The organism is Rhizobium aureum (assembly GCF_030182495.1).
GTDB classification, from domain to species: Bacteria; Pseudomonadota; Alphaproteobacteria; order Rhizobiales; family Rhizobiaceae; genus Rhizobium; species Rhizobium tropici_C.
The window spans coordinates 484709-503695 of sequence record NZ_JAQJCI010000004.1; the positions used below are offsets into that span (position 1 = coordinate 484709).

Genomic DNA, 18987 nt, shown 5'->3' on the forward strand with positions numbered 1-18987 from the left:
AATCCGATGCCTGAGCATTTTAGGATGCCTGCGGATCGACGATCCAGTTGAGCACCTTGCGCCAATCGGTCATGCGAACGGGCGTTCCGTGGTTCCCGGTTTCGAAAAGCGTGAAGCGCGTCGGATAATGGGTCTTGTAGAGTTTCTCGAACAATGCCTGTTGGTCCGCCGCCGCATAGACGGGGTCCTTGCTGCCATGCGTGAACCAAAGCGGCAGCTTTGCCTTGTAGAAGGCGCTCTTGGTGAAATCAGGGTCTGTGACCCCGCTCAAGATCGCCATGCCCTTCAGGCGCTTGACGCTTTCGGCATCGCGGGTGATGCCCCAGCAGACGAAGCTGCCCATGGAGGCGCAGGTCAGGATGACGGGCTTGCCGCCCGACTGCTCAAAGGAATAGCGGATCAGCGCGGCGACATCGGCAACGCCATTGCTGTCGAAACCTTTCACGCTCGGGGCATAATAGGTGCCGCCGTTGCGATAGGCGAGGTTTTTCAGCCGGTTGAAGTTGCCGCCGAACGTATAATCGTTGGAACCCAGCCGGCGATCGCCGCCGCGGCCGTGAATGAAAATGACCGTAAAGGCCTGTTTCGAGGCCGGACCGATACGAGTAACGTCGACCTTGCGGTCACCGAGCTGCAAGGTCTCGTCTTCCTGCGCCTTCCAGCGCACGCCGGTGTCGATATAGGCTGGCTTGACGCGCTTTTCCGGAATCTGGTCGCGGCCGTTGATGTCTAGCATTTCCTGGTAATCGATCGTCTGGAAAGCGCCGTTGTCGTGGCTTTCGATGACGGTCTGGTTGGAAAACAGCTCGTCCTTGAAGGGCTTCAGCATATCGGCGGAGGCGCCTTGGGCGGCCGCAAGAAGCAGAATGCCCGAAATTGCAGACGGGATGGGCAAATGAGCTGTGGACATTCGCATGCGGATACTTCCTCCGATCGGCCATCGGGCTTGCCATTCGTCACCCGGCAACGCAAATCTCATCTATGAATCTGCCCCGTCATGGGGCGCCATCGCTCTTGTGCGCCGTTTCTGGCAGAATCACGGTGATTCGCGAATACCGGTCATAAATGCGACAATAAAGGGATCTGGCCCCACCAGGACAAATCTAGCAGCTTGAAGTTCTATGGATAACAGCAACGATCTCTTCTCCGGACTACCCCGCTCGCCGAAACCGGAAGTGGCGGAAAAAACCGTCGCAAAGGCAGAAAAGCCCGCAGCAGCGCCGGCTCCGCGCGCGGTCCCGGCAACTTCGTCGTCGGAAGAATATGGCGCAAGCTCCATCCGCGTTCTCGAAGGGCTCGAGCCCGTTCGCATGCGTCCCGGCATGTATATCGGCGGCACGGATGAAAAGGCGCTGCACCACCTCTTCGCCGAAGTCATCGATAACTCCATGGACGAGGCTGTGGCCGGCCATGCGAATTTCATCGAGGTCTATCTCGACCGGGAAGGCTACCTGACGGTCACGGATAACGGCCGCGGCATTCCCGTGGAAAACCATCCGCAGGTTCCCGGCAAGTCGACGCTCGAAGTCATCATGACGAAGCTGCATGCCGGCGGTAAGTTCGATGGCAAGGCGTATGAGACCTCGGGCGGTCTGCACGGCGTCGGCGTGTCCGTCGTCAACGCCCTGTCGGATGATCTGGAAGTCGAGGTTGCTCGTAACCGCAAGCTCTATCGCCAGCGATTCTCGCGCGGCCTGCCGATCGGCGGCCTGGAAGAGCTGGGCGATGTGCATAACCGGCGTGGCACTCGCGTCCGCTTTCATCCGGATCCGCAGATCTTCGGCGATCACGCCCGCTTCGATCCGGCCCGCGTCTTCCGCATGGCTCGCTCCAAGGCCTATCTGTTCGGCGGCGTCGAGATCCGCTGGGCTTGCGATCCTGAGCTGGCGCCGGAAGGTGCCGACGTTCCGGAAAAGGCGGTTTTCCACTTCCCCGGCGGCCTGAAGGACTACCTCAAGGCGACGATGGGCAACGAGTTCACCGTTACCCGGGAGATTTTTGCCGGTAAGTCTGAGAAGGAAAGCGGCCACGGCTCGCTCGAATGGGCGATCACCTGGTATGGCGGCGACCCGCAAATCCACTCCTACTGCAACACGATTCCGACCCCGGAAGGCGGCACCCATGAAGCGGGCCTCCGCATCGCGTTGACCAAGGGCCTGAAGAGCTACGCCGATCTCACCCAAAACAAGCGCGCCGCCAATATCACGACGGATGACGTGATGATTTCAGGCGTCGGCATGCTGTCGATCTTCATCCGCGAGCCGGAATTCGTCGGCCAGACAAAGGACAAGCTCGCAACGGTCGAAGCCCAGCGCATCGTCGAAAACGCCCTGCGCGATCCCTTCGATCACTATCTCGCCGATAATCCGGCCGAAGCCGAAAAGCTGCTGGAATGGGTGATCGAGCGTTCCGAGGAGCGCCTGCGTCGCCGCAAGGAAAAGGAAGTCAACCGCAAGACGGCCGTGCGCAAGCTGCGCCTGCCCGGCAAGCTGGCGGATTGCTCGCAAAGTGCTGCCGAAGGCGCGGAACTCTTTCTGGTCGAGGGCGATTCGGCAGGTGGCTCGGCCAAGCAGGCGCGAAACCGCACCAACCAGGCGATCCTGCCGCTGCGCGGCAAGATCCTCAACGTGGCGAGTGCCGGCCGCGAGAAGCTGTCCGCCAATCAGCAGATTGCCGACCTCGTGCAGGCGCTCGGCTGCGGCACGCGCACCAAATATCGCGAGGAAGATCTTCGCTATCAACGCATCGTCGTCATGACCGATGCCGACGTCGACGGCGCACACATCGCCTCGCTGCTGATCACTTTCTTCTATCAGGAGATGCCTGAGCTGATCCGGCAGGGGCATCTCTTCCTGGCCGTGCCGCCGCTCTACAAGATCACGCAGGGCTCGAAATCCATCTACGCGCGTGACGATGCCCATCGTCTTGAGCTGATGGAGACGGAATTCAAGGGCAAAGGCAAGGTCGAGATCAGCCGCTTCAAAGGTCTGGGCGAAATGCTGCCGGCGCAGCTCAAGGAAACGACGATGGATCCGTCCAAGCGCACCCTGCTGCGTGTCGAGATCGACGAGGTGGATTTCGAAGGCACGCGCGATGCCGTCGACAACCTGATGGGTACGAAGGCCGATGCGCGCTTCCGCTTCATTCAGGAACGGGCCGCTTTTGCCGAGGATCTGGATATCTGACGGCGAACCGACCGCCGATTGCTGAAGCCGTCAGGCTTCGCGATATTTTACCGGATTGTCCGATATCCGTTACGAAAGCGTCATGGATCGATGTGTAGATGGCGGCATTGCCTTGAATGCCGCCATTTCATCATTCAGATTGACGATTTCGCCATGTTGAAGCCATTTCTGACGGCAGCCGCCGTTCTCCTCTTCAGCCATGCCGCCCATGCGCTCGATATCGGCACGACGATCGACGTGCCCTGCCCCTTCGGCGACTGCAGGGCCGGCATCGGCCTTTCCTATCTCGGCAATTACGATATTGCGACGGGATTCATGGAAAACGGTGTGGAAGTCGGCGGCCTGTCGGGCATCGACTTCGATCCCGCTACCGGCCGCTATATCGCAATCAGCGACGACCGCTCCGAAAAGGCGCCTGCCCGTTTTTATGATCTCGACATCGATATCGAAGCCGGCGGCCTGAAGAGCGTGACGGTGGTCGATCATGTCACGCTAAAGGACAAGGATGGCCAGCCTTTTGCTCTTAGGAAGGTTGACGGCGAATCCATCCGCCTGGGCAAGGATGGCATTTATTGGAGTAGCGAGGGCGACGGCAAGGCACTGCTGCCGCCTTTCGTGCGCGTCGCCAATCGCGACGGCAGCTTCGTCCGCGAGTTTTCATTGCCCGATGGTTTTGCCCCGGCGGCCGACAAGCATACGGGTATTCGCGACAATCTGGCGTTTGAAGGCCTGACCTTCCTTTCAGGCGGCGACCTTCTCGTCACCACCGAATCTGCGCTTTATCAGGATGGGCCGATCACGACGCTGACCAACGGCGCGCTCGCACGCATCATTCGGTATGACACCGCGACGGGCGAGCAGAAGGCGCAATATGTTTATCCGGTCTCGCCGATTCCGCAGGCACCCTCGATGGCGAGTGGCTGGAACGACTTCGGCCTGTCCGAGATCCTGGCGCTCGACGATCATCATCTGCTCTCGGTCGAGCGCGGCTATGCGCAGGGCGTCGGCAACTCGGTTGTCATCAACATGTTCGATCTCGACGGCGCCACTGATGTTGCGAACATCCCGTCGCTCATGGCAACCGATCAGCGGATCGTGCCGGTGCGCAAGACGGAGATCATGGATTTGCGTGCGCTCGGTCTTGCTCCCGACAATATCGAAGGCGTTACCCTCGGCAAATCCAGGGACGGCAGCGACGTGCTGATCTTCGTAGCGGACAGCAATTTCAATTCGACGCAAAAGACGCAGTTTTTCGCGTTCAAGGTAATCCGCCGCCCCTCGTAATACCGTGCCTTCGGCCGCGCGCCACTCGCTTGCCCGTCGTGCTAATGTCATGGCCGCATAATAAAGAGGCTTTCCGGCTGTTGCTCTTGAAACAGCCAAGATCATACCCCATAACCGGGTGATCTAGTAAAAGGGGCGAAGTAAGTCCGGTGGGTGTATTTGAACGTCATAAGCCGAAGGAACACCGGTGGCTGGGGTCGAGTGCGCACGCGCGCATGCCTTTGATACCATCCATCTCCGCTGCGCGCTGGCTGCTGATCCTGATCGCTGTCGCCGGCATTTATTTCTTCTATGGCTTCCTCGTTCCAGTCCTGGCCGCGGCTGTCATCGGCTTCGCCACATGGCCGCTTTACAGCGATGTCGTGCGCCGCACGGGCGGAAACACGACGCTTGCGGCGACCATCGCGCTTGCGTTCATCGTAACTTTTCTCGTGCTACCAATTGTCCTCTCGGCCATTTATATGGCCGGCGAGGTACGTGAATGGTTCGGCTGGGCCGTGCACGTCAACCGAGATGGCGCGCCGCCGCCGCAATGGATTCTGGCTCTGCCTGTCGTAGGTTCGTGGCTCGGCGAGCAATGGACGCAATATGTCGGCAGCCCTGGCTCGCTCGGCGAACTGGCGCAGCTCGTAAGCGGCGCTCACATCGGCAATATCTACCGCGCGGTGCTCGCGGCCGGCGGCGGGGCGTTCCACGTCATCCTGACCTTGCTGTTCATGCTGATCGCCTTGTTCTTCATCTATCGCGACGGCGCGACCTTCGTTCGGCAAGTCGATCTGCTCGGCGAACGCATCCTGCCCAACCGCTGGGAACGCATTTCCCGGGTTGTTCCCGCGACCATCAGCTCGACCGTCATGGGCATGACGCTGATTGCCATTGGCGAAGGTATCGTTCTTGGCGTCGCCTATTGGATCGCCGGCGCACCGTCCGCCATCACGCTCGGCGTCCTCACGGGTGTCATGGCCCTGGTGCCGGGTGGCGCTCCGCTTTCAATGTCGCTCGTCTCGATCTATCTCGTCGCGAGCGGCTCGCTTTGGGCAGGCATTGCCCTCTTCCTCTGGGGTACGATCGAGCTCTTCATCGTTGACAAGACGCTTCGCCCGAAGCTTGTCGGCGGCCCGATCAAGCTGCCTTTCCTGCCGACCTTCTTCGGTCTCGTCGGCGGCGTGAAAACCATGGGCTTTCTCGGTCTCTTCATCGGGCCGGTCCTGATGGCGATCATCGTCGCGATCTGGCGCGAATGGATCCGCGAAGCCGAACTGACCGAAGAGCAGCAAGCTCAGGAACCGGAATTGCAGCTCCATGTTCGGGATGCCGCCGAACGCTGACTCCTTGCCTATTTCGACGTCAGCCGCTTTTCCATGAACAGGCTGAGCGGGTCGGGCTGGTAGTCGCCGAAGGCAGCGATGTCGACATAGCCGAACCTCCGATAGAGACCGATTGCCTCCGGCTGGTATATGCCTGTCTCCAGTCGGATCGCTGAAAGGCCCTTTTCCAGCGCCGTCGCTTCGAGCGCTTCCATCAATTTGCGCGCGACGCTGCGCCCTCGGGCCGCGGGATCGACGAACATGCGCTTGATCTCGGCCGTGCCGTCACCGGTCTCCACCAGGGCGCAACATCCGACGATGGCTTCCTCCAGCCTTGCGACCCAGAAGCTTACGTCCGGTTTCTCCAGCGAAGCCAGATCAAGGATATGATTGCTCTCTGGCGGATAAAGCGATTCCGCATAGGCGCTCGACATGTCGAGAAGGCGGATAACACCGTCCTGGCGCGGGGATTCCATGGCGATGGTCAGTGGCAAGTTGAACCTCGGAAAAATGAACCGAGCGCTGGATATCACGCAGCGGCGAGCGTCGCCAGTGCCGCGAAGCTGCGCGCGGCCTGTCGTCGTTCGGCATTCGCCAGCTTCTCCACCATGTCGAGCAGCTGCGCGGCGGCGGCTGGGGGCTGCCCGGTAAGGCGGAATTTACGCATCAGCTGCGAAGAGACGTTCTCCAGCATGGCAGCGGCGTTCTTGCGGGATGCATCGCGCCAGATCAGTGTCGCTTCGACGAAGATCGTGCTGATGTCCCGGGTCAGTCCGGCGCTTTCGTAAAGCGCCCGGATGGCATGGACGCGGCCTCTGGAGATGATCGAGCGCACGCGTCGCTCATCGCAGCCGGAAAGATTGGTGATCGCGCAGGCGAAGAAATCGACCTTGCCGGAACACAGCGCATGCATCAGGAAGGCGGGCGTCAGCCAGCCGCATTGCCTGAGATGCTCGACGAGATCAGGCAATTGCTCATGCTGTGCCGTTCCCGCAATGGCAACGGTCGCGGATTCGGTCGCTTCGCGCGTCACCTGCTGCAGCCTGCCGCTGCCGATGAAACTCTGAACGAGCGTCGATTCGGATAGCGCCTCACTGACCCGCCGCATCAGCAGGTGTCTGACATCCGACGACAGGGCGTCACGCGAAAGAAGAAGGCCGCGTATATCGGCGCAATCGCCCATGCGCTCTGCGATACGTTTAAGCGAGGCCTGCGAAAGCAACGCGCCGTCATTTTCGAGCAGACACAGGATTTCCGCCTCACCGCCGATCTCGGCAATCGCTGCGCAGACAGAACGCGACACCTGGCCGCGAGAGGCGATCAGGACGCGCGTCACATCGCTGCCATGTAGCGCCAGATCGACAAGATCGGCATCGGTGAACACCGGCGAAAGCAGAATGATCTGTCCCGCTATTTCCGGCTGGTCCCCAGCCAGAGACACAATGACATTGCGCGGGGCGTCAGCCGAGCGGGCCACCGCTTCGGCAAGCGCAAGCCGCACGCGCGGCGACGGATCATCGAGCAGATAGGTCATCGCCATTTCCGCGGCGGCACGCTCTTCATCGGGCATCTGCGACTGCAGATAGGCTCTGCCGAGCGCATTGGCCGCCCTAGCCCTGCTTTCTGCCTTGGCGGTCTCAGCCCAGCGAAGGAATGCTTCTATGATCACTTAATGCCCCGATATCGGCAAGGCGATTCCCGCCCCGCAAACTCATATCGCTCACGCTAGCGAGGAAAGGTTTACGGGACGTTTACTGTATTCATTAACCTCTTGCAGATCAGTGCGATGGCTCCATTCAGGGAGTCCTTGGCCGCATCATCTCGAAGACGTCGCTTCCCTCGCTATAATCCATGTAGCCCATGCGCGCGACGGGCCGCGCCAGCGCCATGTCCAGCCTGCCGTCACAGATGATCGCCTCGTCGATGTGGATACCCACGACCTGACCGATGACCATGATGTTTTCCGACACCTCGCCATCGAGGCCCTTGGGCTGCAGCACCTGGGTCATGCGGCATTCAAGGACCGCGAAGGCTTCGCCCACATAGGGAGCATCCACCAGCTTGCCCGGGGTTGCCGTCAACCCGGCCAGCTCGAATTCGTTGATGCCGTAGGGAACGGCAATCGACGAATGGTTCATCTTTTCCACGATATGGCGGCTGACGAGATTGGCGGTGAAAACGCCGGTTTCCTCGACATTGCGCACGCTGTCCTTTCGGCCGGCGGAGGAAAACATCACCAGCTTCGGCCGGTCGCTGACTGCGTTGAAAAAGGAATAGGGCGACAGGTTCAGCGAACCATCCCTGCCCTTGCTGCCGATCCAGCCGATCGGTCTTGGCGCGACGATGGCCTTGAAAGGGTCATGTGCCAACCCGTGGCGATTGGTATCAGTCGTGTAGAACATCACGCGTCCTCCCCACCGACCCAGCTCACGGTCTCCGACAGTTCCGGGCGCGGGCGCTCGACGGGGGGGAAACTGGAGGAGCCGATATGGATGAATCCGGCTACCTTCTCGCCCGGCTCAACGCCGAGCAACGGATAGGCGCGCTCATCATAGGCGAACCATTCCGTCAACCAATTGGAGACCCAGCCATGAGCATTCGCTGAGATCAGCAGGTTCAGGCAAAGCGCGCCCGCCGACATCAGCTGCTCCCATTCCGGAATCTTGAAATGCGGCGCCGCTTTGCTGACGACGGCGATGACGACCGGCGCGCGGGTGAAGCGCGTGCGCTCGACCTGGATCATCTCCTCGGAAAGATCCGGCTTGGCTTCCAGCGCGAGCTTCAGCAGCTCCTCGCCAATACGCGCCCGCTCCTCGCCACGGTAGACAATGAAGCGCCAGGGAGCAAGCTTGCCATGGTCCGGCACGCGCGAGGCCAGCCGGATGATCTCCTCGATTTCAGCCTTGCCCGGCCCCGGCTCCGACATTTGAAACGCGGGAATGGATCGGCGCACAGCGAGATAATCGACCAGCTTGATATCGGTTTTCATTGAGGAACTGCCTTCATTTTGGCTTGTGCTAGGAGGTAGGTCTTGAATTTGCCATTGCATTGGTTTTGAAGTGGCTTGTGTTTTATCGGAAGTCAATCGGTTGGGTATCCATGTCAGGCATTTCATCCGCTCTCCGATTGAGTGCTGTTATCGCAATCTTCGCAAGCGTGAGCACGGTCGCCTCGGCGCAGGAAGCCTTCAAGGAATTCAAGCAGCTGGACGGCAGCGTAAAGATGCCGAAGCTCAACGCCTTCGTAGCGCCCGATGGCGAGAATTCGGCCTCCCGCACCCTGCGTGACGTTTCGCTTGAAGCGAAGATGACGCCTCAGAGCAGCCCACAGCAGCAAGGCCTCTCCTGGTATGTTTTCAGCCCAGTTGCCGGTGCCGACGGCAAGCTGCCGCTTGTCGCCAGCTCCCGAGGAGGCTCGGCCTCATTCCACCTGCTGCCTGGCGACTATTTCGTCAATGTCTCCTTCGGTCGTGCTGGCGTCACCAAGAGATTGAGCGTAGCGGCAACCGGCGAAACCCAGAAGCAGACGATGGTGCTCGACGCCGGCGGCATGGTGCTGAATGCCGTGTCCGGATCCGACGTCCGTATCCCGCCGAACGAGCTCAGCTTCTCGATCTATTCCAGCGAAGCCAAGGAAGACGGGGAACGCGGCCTTGTCATGGACGATGTGAAGCCGAATACTCTGGTCGGCCTCAGCGCGGGCACCTATCACGTCGTTTCCGAATATGGCGAGGTCAACGCCGTCATCCGCGCCGACATCCAGGTGGAGGCCGGCAAGGTGACGCAGGCGACCATCCAGCACAGGGCAGCCAAGATCACGCTCAAGCTGGTGTCGGATGCCGGCGGCGAGGCGATCGCCGATACCGCCTGGTCGGTCCTGACATCGGCGGGCGATATCGTCGGCGAAAGCGTCAGCGCCTTCCCGACCATGGTGCTTGCCGAAGGCCGCTATACCGCCGTCGCCCGCAACAAGGACAAGATCTATCAGCGCGACTTCACCGTCGCGGCCGGCATGAATACGGATGTGGAAGTGCTGATGAAGCAGCAGCAGCCGCAGGATGCCGATACCGAGCAGCCGGCCCGCCAGCTTCCGATCCAGATGCCGCCGATGCGCCAGAGCCAGACACCGCCGGCAACGACCAGTCAGCAGCCTCTGCCGACCTATGAACAATTGGCGCCCGCCGCTGGCGACGAAGGCGATAGCATGGATTGACGGCGGCGGTCGCCTTGGATCACAGGCTGAATTCTCGGAACGATCACCCATTGGTGATCGAATCCGGTGCTCTTCCCGCTCAGCCAACCTTGCGCCGCAGCATCTTTCTTGGCGGCGCCATCGAGAACACGGCCCCATAGAGTTTCGTCAGCAGATCCTTGCGATCGCTGCCTTCACTCAGTGCCTCCCAGCTTCTGAGCGCGCCGATATGGGCTGTTATGGTGCTGCCGGAGAGGCGCCGGAATTCACGGATCAGCAGCGAGATGCGCAAGGTCATCGAGATCCGGCTCGCGAGATGGAACAGCCTGCCGTTCTGCCCTTCGAAATAGACGGGAATGACACTCGCACGCGCCGCCTGGATGAGTTTCGCCGGGAATATCTTCCAGGGCAGATCCTCTGCCCGGCCGAAACCCTTCTTGGCGGTTGCGACGCCGCCGGCGGGAAAGACGATGATGGTCGTGCCTTCCTTCAGCAGGCGGACCGCCTCATGCCGGGTCTTCATGTTGATCGCCATCGCTTCCTTGGTTTCTTCGAAGGAGACCGGCAGCGAATAGTCGTGCATCTCGGGCACTTTCAACAATTCATTGTTGATGAGAACCTTGAACGGGCGCCCCAGTTCCTCGGCAAGCGCCAGCACAGCAATTCCGTCGCCGATGCCGTAGGGATGATTTGCGACGATGACGATGGGCGCCTCGGGAATCCGGCTCGGCGGCCATTCGCCCTTGATGAGCAGCCGCACATCGATGAGATCGAGCATCTTGCCGAAGACGCGCTCGCTCTTGCCGACGATATCGGTACGCCAGATATCGTAAAGCCGGGTGTAACGGTCCCGGCCGGACAGACCCTCGATGGAGCGGATGAACCAGCGCTTGAGACGCGGATCCCGTTCATTGGCGTAGGATAGTTCTTTGAATTCCAAGTGCGCGACGGGGCTGCCCCGCTCCTATGATTCGGTTGCGCCACATGTCGCAGCCGCAGCAACGCTTTGATTCATCAACTATATGAATGCTGTATGACAGTTGTCTGACGGCGCCCTGAAACGCCGTCAGATGTCTGTAGCCCGTCAGGCGGCCTTGGAGCGCTTGGCTTCGCGCTTGCGCAGGATATCCGGCGCAGTGGCCTCGAGCGAAAGCGACTCGATCGCCTCATCGAGCGACATGGACGTCTGAAGCTGGCTGCCGAGGCGGCGGATATTGACCGAACGTTCTTCGGCTTCCTTCTTGCCGCAGACGATAATGACAGGCACCTTCGTGACCGAATGCTCGCGGATCTTGTAGTTGATCTTCTCGTTGCGGAAGTCGGTCTCGACCGTGAGACCGGCATCGCGCAGCGATTCCGCCACCTCTTCGCCATAGGCATCGGCTTCGGAGGTGATGGTCGCGACGACGACCTGCAGCGGCGAGACCCAGAGCGGCATGTGGCCGGCAAAGTTCTCGATCAGGATGCCGAGGAAACGCTCCATCGAGCCGCAGATGGCGCGATGGATCATGACCGGCTGCGTCTTTTCGGAGTGCTGGTCGATGTAGAACGCACCGAAGCGCTCCGGCAGGTTGAAGTCGACCTGCGTCGTGCCGCACTGCCATTCACGGCCGATGGCGTCCTTGAGCGTATATTCGAACTTCGGACCATAGAAAGCACCCTCGCCCGGCAGAATGCCGGTCTTGATGCGTCCTTCGGATTGCGCCTCGATCGTTTTCAGCACGTCCATCATCACGCTTTCGGCGCGATCCCAGAGCTCGTCCGAACCAACGCGCTTGTCGGGGCGGGTCGAAAGCTTGACGACGATCTCCTTGAAGCCGAAGTCCTCATAGACCGACAGGATGAGATCGTTGATCTTCAGGCACTCGGCCGCCATCTGCTCGTCGGTGCAGAAGATGTGCGCATCGTCCTGCGTGAAGCCGCGCACGCGCATCAAACCATGCAGCGCGCCCGAGGGCTCGTAGCGATGTACGGCACCGAATTCCGCAAAGCGGATCGGCAGTTCGCGGTAAGACTTCAAGCCATGCTTGAAGATCTGGATGTGGCCCGGGCAGTTCATCGGCTTCAATGCGAAGACGCGATCGTCGTCGGTATCGTCGCCGGCGACAGTGACCTTGAACATGTTGTCGCGATACCAGCCCCAGTGGCCCGAGGTCTCCCAAAGCGACTTGTCGAGCACCTGCGGCGCGTTGACTTCCTGGTAGTCGCCCTGCAGCCGCCGGCGCATATAGGACACCAGCGTCTGGAACATGCGCCAGCCCTTGCCGTGCCAGAAGACGACGCCAGGGCCTTCTTCCTGGAAATGGAACAGGTCCATTTCGCGGCCAAGACGGCGATGGTCGCGCTTTTCGGCTTCGGCAAGAATGTGCAGGTAGTTATCGAGATCCGCCTGCTCGGCAAACGCCGTGCCATAAATGCGGGTCAGCATCGGATTGTTGCTGTCGCCACGCCAATAAGCGCCGGCAACCTTCATCAGTTTGAAGGCATTGCCGATCTGGCCAGTCGAGGCCATGTGCGGACCGCGGCAGAGATCGAACCAATCGCCCTGGTAATAGATCTTCAGATCCTGACCTTCGGGAATGGCATCGACCAGCTCCACCTTGTAGTTCTCGCCCTTGGCGGCAAAGACTTCCCTCGCCTTCTCGCGCGACCAGATTTCCTTGGTGAACGGCTTGTTGCGCTGGATGATCTCGCGCATCCGCTTTTCGATCACAGGCAGATCATCGGGCGTGAACGGCTCGTTCTTGGCGAAATCGTAGTAGAAGCCGTTTTCAATGACCGGACCGATCGTCACCTGCGTTCCCGGCCAAAGCTCCTGTACGGCTTCGGCAAGCACGTGTGCGGCATCGTGGCGGATGAGTTCCAGCGCCCGATCGTCCGAGCGGGTGATGATCTCGATCTTGCCGTCCGACACCGGATCGGAAAGGTCGCGGACGGTGCCGTCAAGCGCAATGGCGACAGCCTTCTTGGCCAGCGACTTGGAAATGGATTCGGCGACATCGCGACCGGTCGTGCCGGCAGCGAAGCTGCGCACGGAACCATCGGGAAATGTCAGGGAAACGGATTGGGACATCGATATTCTCCTTGTCCAGTCCCGCCAACGAATGCGGGTGGTTTCGAAAGATACGGACTAAGTAAATACGTACTTATGTCCGCGCGCCTGATAGCTGTATTTCGTGATCTAGTAAAGAAAAAGCGGCGTCAGCGGCGGATCATCTCGGCCAAACCGCGTACCGTGTTCCAATTCCGCATCGTTCCGATGCCGAGTCGCCTTGTCGTCAGGGCCGGCAACATTTTGGTTTCGCTGGCCTTGAGGCCGAAATCGATCCACAGGTCGCCGTCGACGACTGCCATGCGCTCGCCTCGACGGTATTTCGCAAGCGTGTCGAGGATTTCCGATCCGAGCGGCTGCCGCATGACGCGAACGATGACCTCACTGCCGATCCCGTCGACGAATGGATTGCCGTCCGCAAGCTTCAGCCATGTCTCGACGCCGCGGGCGATGATATCGACATGCTTGCCAAAAACAGCGGCAAAGCCGGCTTCGAGCTGCGCCTCGACGGACGCGACCGGCTGCTCTTCCGCTTCGAAAACGAGATTGCCGGTTGCCACCAGCGTGCGGACGTTACGAAAGCCGAGCCCTTCAGCCATCGTCTTGAGATCACTCATGACCACCCGGCGGCCCGGCCCAAGAACGATGCTGTGCAGCAGCGCGACGTAGACCGCCATACAGTCAGGCAGCCTTTCGGCCGAGGCGGAAATAACGCCAGGGTGTCCACCAATGATAGCGGCGCTCCAGTTCGCCGGGCACTGGATCAAGCCCGCTCGTGCCTCCTGGCCCGCAGCGCGCCACACGAAACAGCGTCATCCAGCCGCCTGCCCAAAGGCCGTGGCGGGCGACCGCCTCATAACCATATTCCGAACAGGTCGGGATGTGGCGGCACGAGTTGCCGATGAAGCCTGAAAGCGTCAGTTGATACAGACGAATGAGCCCCATGCCGAAGAGCCGGTCCGGTGTTTTGCAGAAGGGACCGGTATAATTGCGCGATTTAATCACCCTGTCTGCAGCCAGCGACGGATCCCGCCGCGCTCGCCGGGAGGGAGCAGCACCGCCCTCGTCTTGATCGTCGTCCTGCATGAGGCAGAATTGGCACATGGTCAGCACTCGCTCAGACGGCTTCGGCTGTCTTGGCGCTTCCGCCCTCGCGCGCCGCCTCGATCTGCCCGATCGCATCGACCACGGCATCGAAAGTCAGCATGGTCGAGGCATGGCGGGCTTTGTAGTCCCTGACAGGCTTGAGATAGCGCATGTCCTCGAACCGCCCGCTCGGTCCCTCGCCGTCAGCCTTGAGCATCGCAAGCATGTCTTCACGAGCCTTGCGAATTTCGTCAGCCGAAGCGCCGACGACATGGCGAGCCATGACCGAGGACGATGCCTGGCCAAGCGCGCAGGCCTTGACGTCGTGGGCAAAATCGGTCACGACATCGCCGTCCATTTTCAGCCAGATTTTTACGCGAGAACCGCACAGTCTGGAATGGGCTTGGGCAATGGCATCGGCGTCAGGAAGACTGCCGATACGGCCGATATTGCCGGCAAACTCCAGGATTTTGCTGTTGTAGATGTCGTCCATCACAGATTCTGCTCCGATGCACCCGTTAGAGCATGATTTAGCATCATGCTCTATTTTATTCGATTCTAGAGCAGATTGAGATTTCAGGTCGAGCAGACCTAAAATCATCAAGGCTCTAATGTTTCGTAACAAAAAACACAGCGTGTCCGTTTAGGACACTTTCACAGGGACAATGCCATACTATATGTATGTCGTTCGAAGACCATCGAAATGCAATGGTCTTCTGTAAGTTTGATGGGAAACCGTGCAGGACGGCAGGCTTGTCCGCCAGCCAGAACGCCCCGGAGCCCGCCAAAGGTACGTAAGCCCCTTATGTGGGGCCCCTTATATGGGAAATGCCAGTGGCGAGTCCGACAAAATGATATCCGCGTAGCGGGTCAGGAGATCCACAGGTAATGGACGCCATTGTAAAGAACTTTCCGCAAGTCGTTGATTCCGAACGTCCGACGCAGAAGGAAGCCGAGGACGCAGTTCGCGTTCTGTTGCGCTGGGCCGGCGACGATCCGCAGCGCGAAGGCCTGCTTGATACGCCCGCGCGCGTCGCGAAGGCTTATCGCGAACTTTTCGCTGGCTACGACATGAATCCCGAAGACGTGCTCGGTCGAACCTTCGAAGAGGTTTCTGGCTATGACGACATCGTCCTCGTGCGTGACATTCCGTTTTTCTCCCATTGCGAACACCACATGGTGCCGATCATCGGCAAGGCGCATGTCGCCTATCTGCCGAACGGCCGCGTTCTCGGTCTTTCCAAGATCGCGCGCGTCGTCGATATATTCGGTCGCCGCCTGCAAACGCAGGAAGCCATGACCGCCCAGATCGCCAATGCGATCGATGACACGCTGCGTCCGCGCGGCGTTGCGGTGATGATTGACGCAGAGCATATGTGCATGGCCATGCGCGGCGTGCAAAAGCAAGGCTCCTCGACATTGACGATGACCTTCACGGGCGCCTTCAAGGCCGATCCGGCCGAGCAGGCCCGTTTCATGTCTTTGGTCCGGGGTCGCTGACCGGGCTTCAACGAAAGAGCCGGAGATGAATCTGATTTTCAACGCTCCCTCCGAAGATAAATCCGAGTTGGAGGATGCAGGCGATTTCACACCTCGTTTCGACGATCGCGGCCTGATCACCGCGATCGTGACCGATGTGCATGACGGCGAACTCCTCATGGTCGCCCATATGAATGCCGAGGCGCTCGCCCTGACGATCAAGACGGGTACGGCGCATTATTTCAGCCGGTCACGTGGAAAAATCTGGAAAAAGGGCGAAACCTCGGGAAACCTTCAGACGGTGAAGGAAATCCGAACGGATTGCGATCAGGACGCCATCTGGCTGAAAGTGGAGGTCGCCGGACATGACGCGACGTGCCATACTGGGCGGCGTTCCTGCTTCTATCGAACGGTTGAGCTTGAAGATGGCAAGCCCGTGTTGAACGTGGTCGACGATCATCTGCATTTCGATCCGGAAGAAGTCTACAAGCAGTAGACCCAAAGGCGAAACGATCGATGATGCCACAACCGATATACGATTTGGAAACGAAAAAGGGACAGTATTTTAGCGGAGGCACCTGGGGCCTCGAAGGAGGCTTCAAATGCTGAATTGGGGGTTGAATCGTCATAACGGCGGACAGAACTTGACCGGTTCAAGCCTCTCGCAGGATACCTCCAATCCGCTTCTCCCTCCCGCACCACCCAAGAAAGTCAAGATCGCCCTGGCGCTTGGCGGCGGTGCCGCGCGCGGCTGGGCTCATATCGGCGTTCTGCGCGCGCTCGACGAGGCAGGTATCGAAGTCGGCATGATCGCCGGCACCTCGATCGGCGCCCTGGTCGGCGGCTGCTATCTCGCCGGCAAGCTCGATGAGCTCGAAGCCTTTGCCCGCTCTTTGACGATGCGCCGCATCGCCAGCCTTCTCGATCTGACCATCGGCGGCAGTGGGCTGTTCGGCGGCATGCGGTTGACCAAGCGCATGCAGGAGCATTTGGAAGGCCTCTCCGTTGAGGATTTGGACCGTCCCTTTGTCGCCGTCGCCTCGGAATTGAATACCGGCCATGAAGTCTGGATTGCCAATGGCTCCCTGATCACGGCACTCAGGGCTTCCTATGCCCTTCCCGGCATTTTCGAACCGGTGCGAACCAATGGCCGTACACTGGTCGACGGCGCTCTCGTCAATCCCGTACCGGTTTCGGTATGCCGCTCGTATGAACAGCCACTCGTGGCGGCGGTCAATCTAAACTATGACCTCTTCGGTCGCTCTGCCGTGGTCAAGCACAATGTCGGCCCGTTGAGCGGCGAGTTGGTGCGGCGTGAAGACACGCCGCCCATGAAACTTGGCATGACCGGCGTCATGGTCCAGGCTTTCAATATCATCCAGGATAGAATAGCCCGTGCTCGTCTGGCCGGCGATCCGCCCGATCTTGCGCTGCATCCGCGCCTTAGCGATATCGGCCTGTCGGAATTCCATCGCGCCGGCGAGGCCATCGAACGCGGCTATGAGGAAGCTCTGGCAAGATTGCCGGAAATCCGCCGCATGCAGGAAGCATACGCGCGCTAGAGAACTCCAGGAAAAGTGCGAGGCGTTTTTCCGTCCGGAATCGCTGGAAAATAATGAGACAGAGCGGATCAGCGATTTCGTGAAAAGCTGAGCCTCTCCGCCGAGAGCGAAAGAGGCTCTATCGATACCGGACAATCCGGCCCTTCATCTTGAGGCTCAGCGCATTCATCGCCGCAAGCGACCCGATGGGTCGATTGCTCCGGGCGCCAAACCGCTCCTCACCTCACCCGGCGATATAGGCTTTGATCTGCTCTGCCTCGAGTTCGATCTCGCGGATACGCCATTTGACGACGTCGCCGATCGAGATGATGCCGGAAAGCTTGCCTTTTTCCTCGACGGGAACGTGACGGAAGCGGCGCATGGTCATCAGTTCCATCAACTCGTCGGTCGTGGTGTCTTCCTTGCAGCGATGCACTTTCGCCGTCATCATCGAGGCGATCGGCTTTTCAAGGCATTCATGGCCATGCTTGGCAACGGCATTGACGACATCCCGCTCGGTGAAGATGCCGGAAATCTTGCCGCCCGGCCCGACGACCACGATGGCGCCGATGCGATTCTCATTGAGAATCTTCGCGGCCTCGGCAACGGTCGTATTGCCGCCGGTCGTAACGACGTCGCGACCCTTGGCTTCCAGTATGGCCTTTACGGAAACTGACATTCGATCCTCCCATCTCGAAAGCATGATCAACACTTGAAGGTCCGATATGTTCCGAAATTACCCCGGAGCTCAAACCGGCGCCCTGCCCGTCGGTCGGGTCGATCTCCTCATTTCGCGACCGACGGATCGTAATGGTGCGCCTGTGTCAGTAAGAAAGCAACAGCTCATTCATCGAGTGGTAAAGCTTCCTGGGGCGCCTCGCGCGGCTGCCGGTCGAACAGCGCAAAAAGCAGGAATCCGAACAGGAAACCGCCAATATGGGCATCCCATGCCACCGGCTGCGAGCTGTCGCCGGCAAGCGTGATTCCGAAGGCGACGAGGGCGTTACCGGCAATCCACATGACGATATAGGCAACGACGGTACGGCTTCGAAGCGAGCCGAGAATGGAGAGGCGCGGATTGAGATGCGCCTCCCGCATGGAGGTCCGTCGACCGTCCATGGCGGGAAAAGCGAAGCGGCAAGCCGCCCCCATGAGCGCCGAGACGACTCCGGATGCCCCTATCAGAAGCGTCTGATCACCCCAATAGAGTGCGGCATGCATGAAGGCGGACGCCGCAGACGAAAAAATCCAGAAAATGACGTAACGCGAGGTTCCGATGCGCCGCGCCACGGGAGCTGCAAAAACCATCAGCCACAGACTATTGAAGACGATGTGCTCGACCCCGCCATGCAGCAGCGAATAGGTGACTGGCGTCCAGAGCCATTCCAGGCCTTGCTGCGACAGGGGAAAGGCGTAGCGCACCGGAATGAAGCTGAAGGTGAAATAAATCCAGTTCAGCGTATCGTCCGACCACCACGGCAGGTTCATGATCGCGAAAACGATGATCAGGATGACCAGGCTTGCCAGAATGACGGGAGGCAGATTGAAAGCAGGAGCGCGTTGACGCGGCCGCGGATCTTCCGGCTCTTGGCGCGGCAGCTGTTCATCATCCATGTCTTGCTCGGCTTTCTATGAAGGTCATCGACACATAGCGCAGCGAAAATCAAAAAAAAAGCCGCCCAACAAAGGCGGGCGGCGTATCGGGCACTTCTTCCGGAATTGACCTTGAGGCCGGCCCGGGACCCGTGAAGTTCGTGCTGAAGGTCACTTCGTGAAGTGATGAGCAATTCCTTTCATTTGCTACCGCGAAAGGCAATCGAAACCATTCGTTAACCCTAACGACCCGGTCTTGGCATGGAATT

General features: G+C 59.7%; 19 protein-coding genes. 7 read left to right on the forward strand and 12 right to left on the reverse strand.

Annotated elements, in window-relative coordinates; genetic code table 11:
• Positions 1 to 19: 19 nt before the first annotated feature.
• The gene (locus PH552_RS13695; protein WP_112343100.1) at positions 20 to 916 is read right to left on the reverse strand and encodes an alpha/beta hydrolase family protein; all 897 of its coding nucleotides are present in this window, start codon (positions 914 to 916) and stop codon (positions 20 to 22) included.
• A 205-nt stretch (positions 917 to 1121) separates the two neighbouring features.
• Here PH552_RS13695 and parE point away from each other — a divergent pair, with 205 nt between their 5' ends.
• The 3 genes from parE to PH552_RS13710 all read left to right on the forward strand — a co-directional run bounded on the left by parE (position 1122) and on the right by PH552_RS13710 (position 5797).
• Positions 1122 to 3185 (forward strand): DNA topoisomerase IV subunit B, encoded by a 2064-nt coding sequence (gene parE / locus PH552_RS13700; RefSeq protein WP_112343101.1) that lies wholly within the window; start codon positions 1122 to 1124, stop codon positions 3183 to 3185.
• A gap of 153 nt (positions 3186 to 3338) precedes the next feature.
• A complete protein-coding gene (locus tag PH552_RS13705) occupies positions 3339 to 4469 on the forward strand; it encodes an esterase-like activity of phytase family protein (RefSeq protein ID WP_112343175.1) in 1131 nt (376 codons plus the stop codon).
• Between the two features lie 149 nt (positions 4470 to 4618).
• Positions 4619 to 5797 carry an AI-2E family transporter gene (locus tag PH552_RS13710; protein ID WP_112343102.1) on the forward strand — a complete coding sequence of 393 codons (1179 nt, stop codon included), beginning with the start codon at positions 4619 to 4621 and terminating at the stop codon, positions 5795 to 5797.
• Positions 5798 to 5805: 8 nt separating this feature from the next.
• Here the strand turns inward: PH552_RS13710 and PH552_RS13715 are convergent, their stop codons facing one another.
• The 4 genes from PH552_RS13715 to PH552_RS13730 form a co-directional block, all read right to left on the reverse strand.
• The gene (locus tag PH552_RS13715) at positions 5806 to 6270 is read right to left on the reverse strand and encodes a GNAT family N-acetyltransferase (protein ID WP_181592385.1); all 465 of its coding nucleotides are present in this window, start codon (positions 6268 to 6270) and stop codon (positions 5806 to 5808) included.
• A 35-nt stretch (positions 6271 to 6305) separates the two neighbouring features.
• Positions 6306 to 7445 (reverse strand): DUF2336 domain-containing protein, encoded by a 1140-nt coding sequence (locus tag PH552_RS13720; RefSeq protein ID WP_112343103.1) that lies wholly within the window; start codon positions 7443 to 7445, stop codon positions 6306 to 6308.
• Positions 7446 to 7572: 127 nt separating this feature from the next.
• A complete protein-coding gene (locus tag PH552_RS13725; RefSeq protein WP_112343104.1) occupies positions 7573 to 8178 on the reverse strand; it encodes a flavin reductase family protein in 606 nt (201 codons plus the stop codon).
• Entirely contained in the window at positions 8178 to 8765 is a 588-nt protein-coding gene (locus tag PH552_RS13730; RefSeq protein ID WP_112343105.1) for a nitroreductase family protein, read from the reverse strand. The genes PH552_RS13725 and PH552_RS13730 overlap by 1 nt, the downstream gene beginning before the upstream one ends.
• Positions 8766 to 8875: 110 nt before the next feature.
• Between PH552_RS13730 and PH552_RS13735 the strand changes: the two genes are divergently transcribed.
• On the forward strand, positions 8876 to 9988 hold the full coding sequence (locus PH552_RS13735) for a hypothetical protein (RefSeq protein ID WP_169646091.1): 1113 nt from the start codon (positions 8876 to 8878) through the stop codon (positions 9986 to 9988).
• Positions 9989 to 10067: 79 nt separating this feature from the next.
• On the opposite strand, the gene PH552_RS13740 is transcribed toward PH552_RS13735, so the two are convergent.
• From PH552_RS13740 to PH552_RS13760, 5 genes are all read right to left on the reverse strand, one after another.
• Positions 10068 to 10907 carry a lysophospholipid acyltransferase family protein gene (locus tag PH552_RS13740; RefSeq protein WP_112343106.1) on the reverse strand — a complete coding sequence of 280 codons (840 nt, stop codon included), beginning with the start codon at positions 10905 to 10907 and terminating at the stop codon, positions 10068 to 10070.
• 144 nt (positions 10908 to 11051) lie between these two features.
• On the reverse strand, positions 11052 to 13040 hold the full coding sequence (gene thrS / locus PH552_RS13745) for a threonine--tRNA ligase (RefSeq protein ID WP_112343107.1): 1989 nt from the start codon (positions 13038 to 13040) through the stop codon (positions 11052 to 11054).
• Between the two features lie 128 nt (positions 13041 to 13168).
• Positions 13169 to 13696, reverse strand: a complete 528-nt coding sequence (locus tag PH552_RS13750; RefSeq protein WP_112343108.1) for a DUF1697 domain-containing protein — start codon at positions 13694 to 13696, stop codon at positions 13169 to 13171.
• A 4-nt stretch (positions 13697 to 13700) separates the two neighbouring features.
• Entirely contained in the window at positions 13701 to 14123 is a 423-nt protein-coding gene (yidD, locus tag PH552_RS13755; RefSeq protein ID WP_285166073.1) for a membrane protein insertion efficiency factor YidD, read from the reverse strand.
• Positions 14124 to 14136: 13 nt separating this feature from the next.
• Positions 14137 to 14598, reverse strand: coding sequence for an iron-sulfur cluster assembly scaffold protein (locus tag PH552_RS13760; protein ID WP_162736973.1), 462 nt, complete (start codon positions 14596 to 14598; stop codon positions 14137 to 14139).
• A 395-nt stretch (positions 14599 to 14993) separates the two neighbouring features.
• On the opposite strand from PH552_RS13760, the gene folE reads away from it, so the two are divergent.
• From folE to PH552_RS13775, 3 genes are all read left to right on the forward strand, one after another.
• Positions 14994 to 15605 carry a GTP cyclohydrolase I FolE gene (gene folE / locus PH552_RS13765; RefSeq protein WP_112343111.1) on the forward strand — a complete coding sequence of 204 codons (612 nt, stop codon included), beginning with the start codon at positions 14994 to 14996 and terminating at the stop codon, positions 15603 to 15605.
• Positions 15606 to 15630: 25 nt separating this feature from the next.
• Positions 15631 to 16080, forward strand: coding sequence for a phosphoribosyl-AMP cyclohydrolase (gene hisI / locus PH552_RS13770; RefSeq protein ID WP_112343112.1), 450 nt, complete (start codon positions 15631 to 15633; stop codon positions 16078 to 16080).
• 106 nt (positions 16081 to 16186) lie between these two features.
• Positions 16187 to 17146, forward strand: coding sequence for a patatin-like phospholipase family protein (locus PH552_RS13775; RefSeq protein WP_112343113.1), 960 nt, complete (start codon positions 16187 to 16189; stop codon positions 17144 to 17146).
• A 223-nt stretch (positions 17147 to 17369) separates the two neighbouring features.
• Here the strand turns inward: PH552_RS13775 and PH552_RS13780 are convergent, their stop codons facing one another.
• Together PH552_RS13780 and PH552_RS13785 are read right to left on the reverse strand one after the other, a co-directional pair.
• Positions 17370 to 17804 (reverse strand): CBS domain-containing protein, encoded by a 435-nt coding sequence (locus tag PH552_RS13780; RefSeq protein ID WP_112343114.1) that lies wholly within the window; start codon positions 17802 to 17804, stop codon positions 17370 to 17372.
• Positions 17805 to 17968: 164 nt separating this feature from the next.
• Complete coding sequence (locus PH552_RS13785; RefSeq protein WP_112343115.1) at positions 17969 to 18739, reverse strand: rhomboid family intramembrane serine protease; 771 nt, start codon at positions 18737 to 18739, stop codon at positions 17969 to 17971.
• Positions 18740 to 18987: the final 248 nt, after the last annotated feature.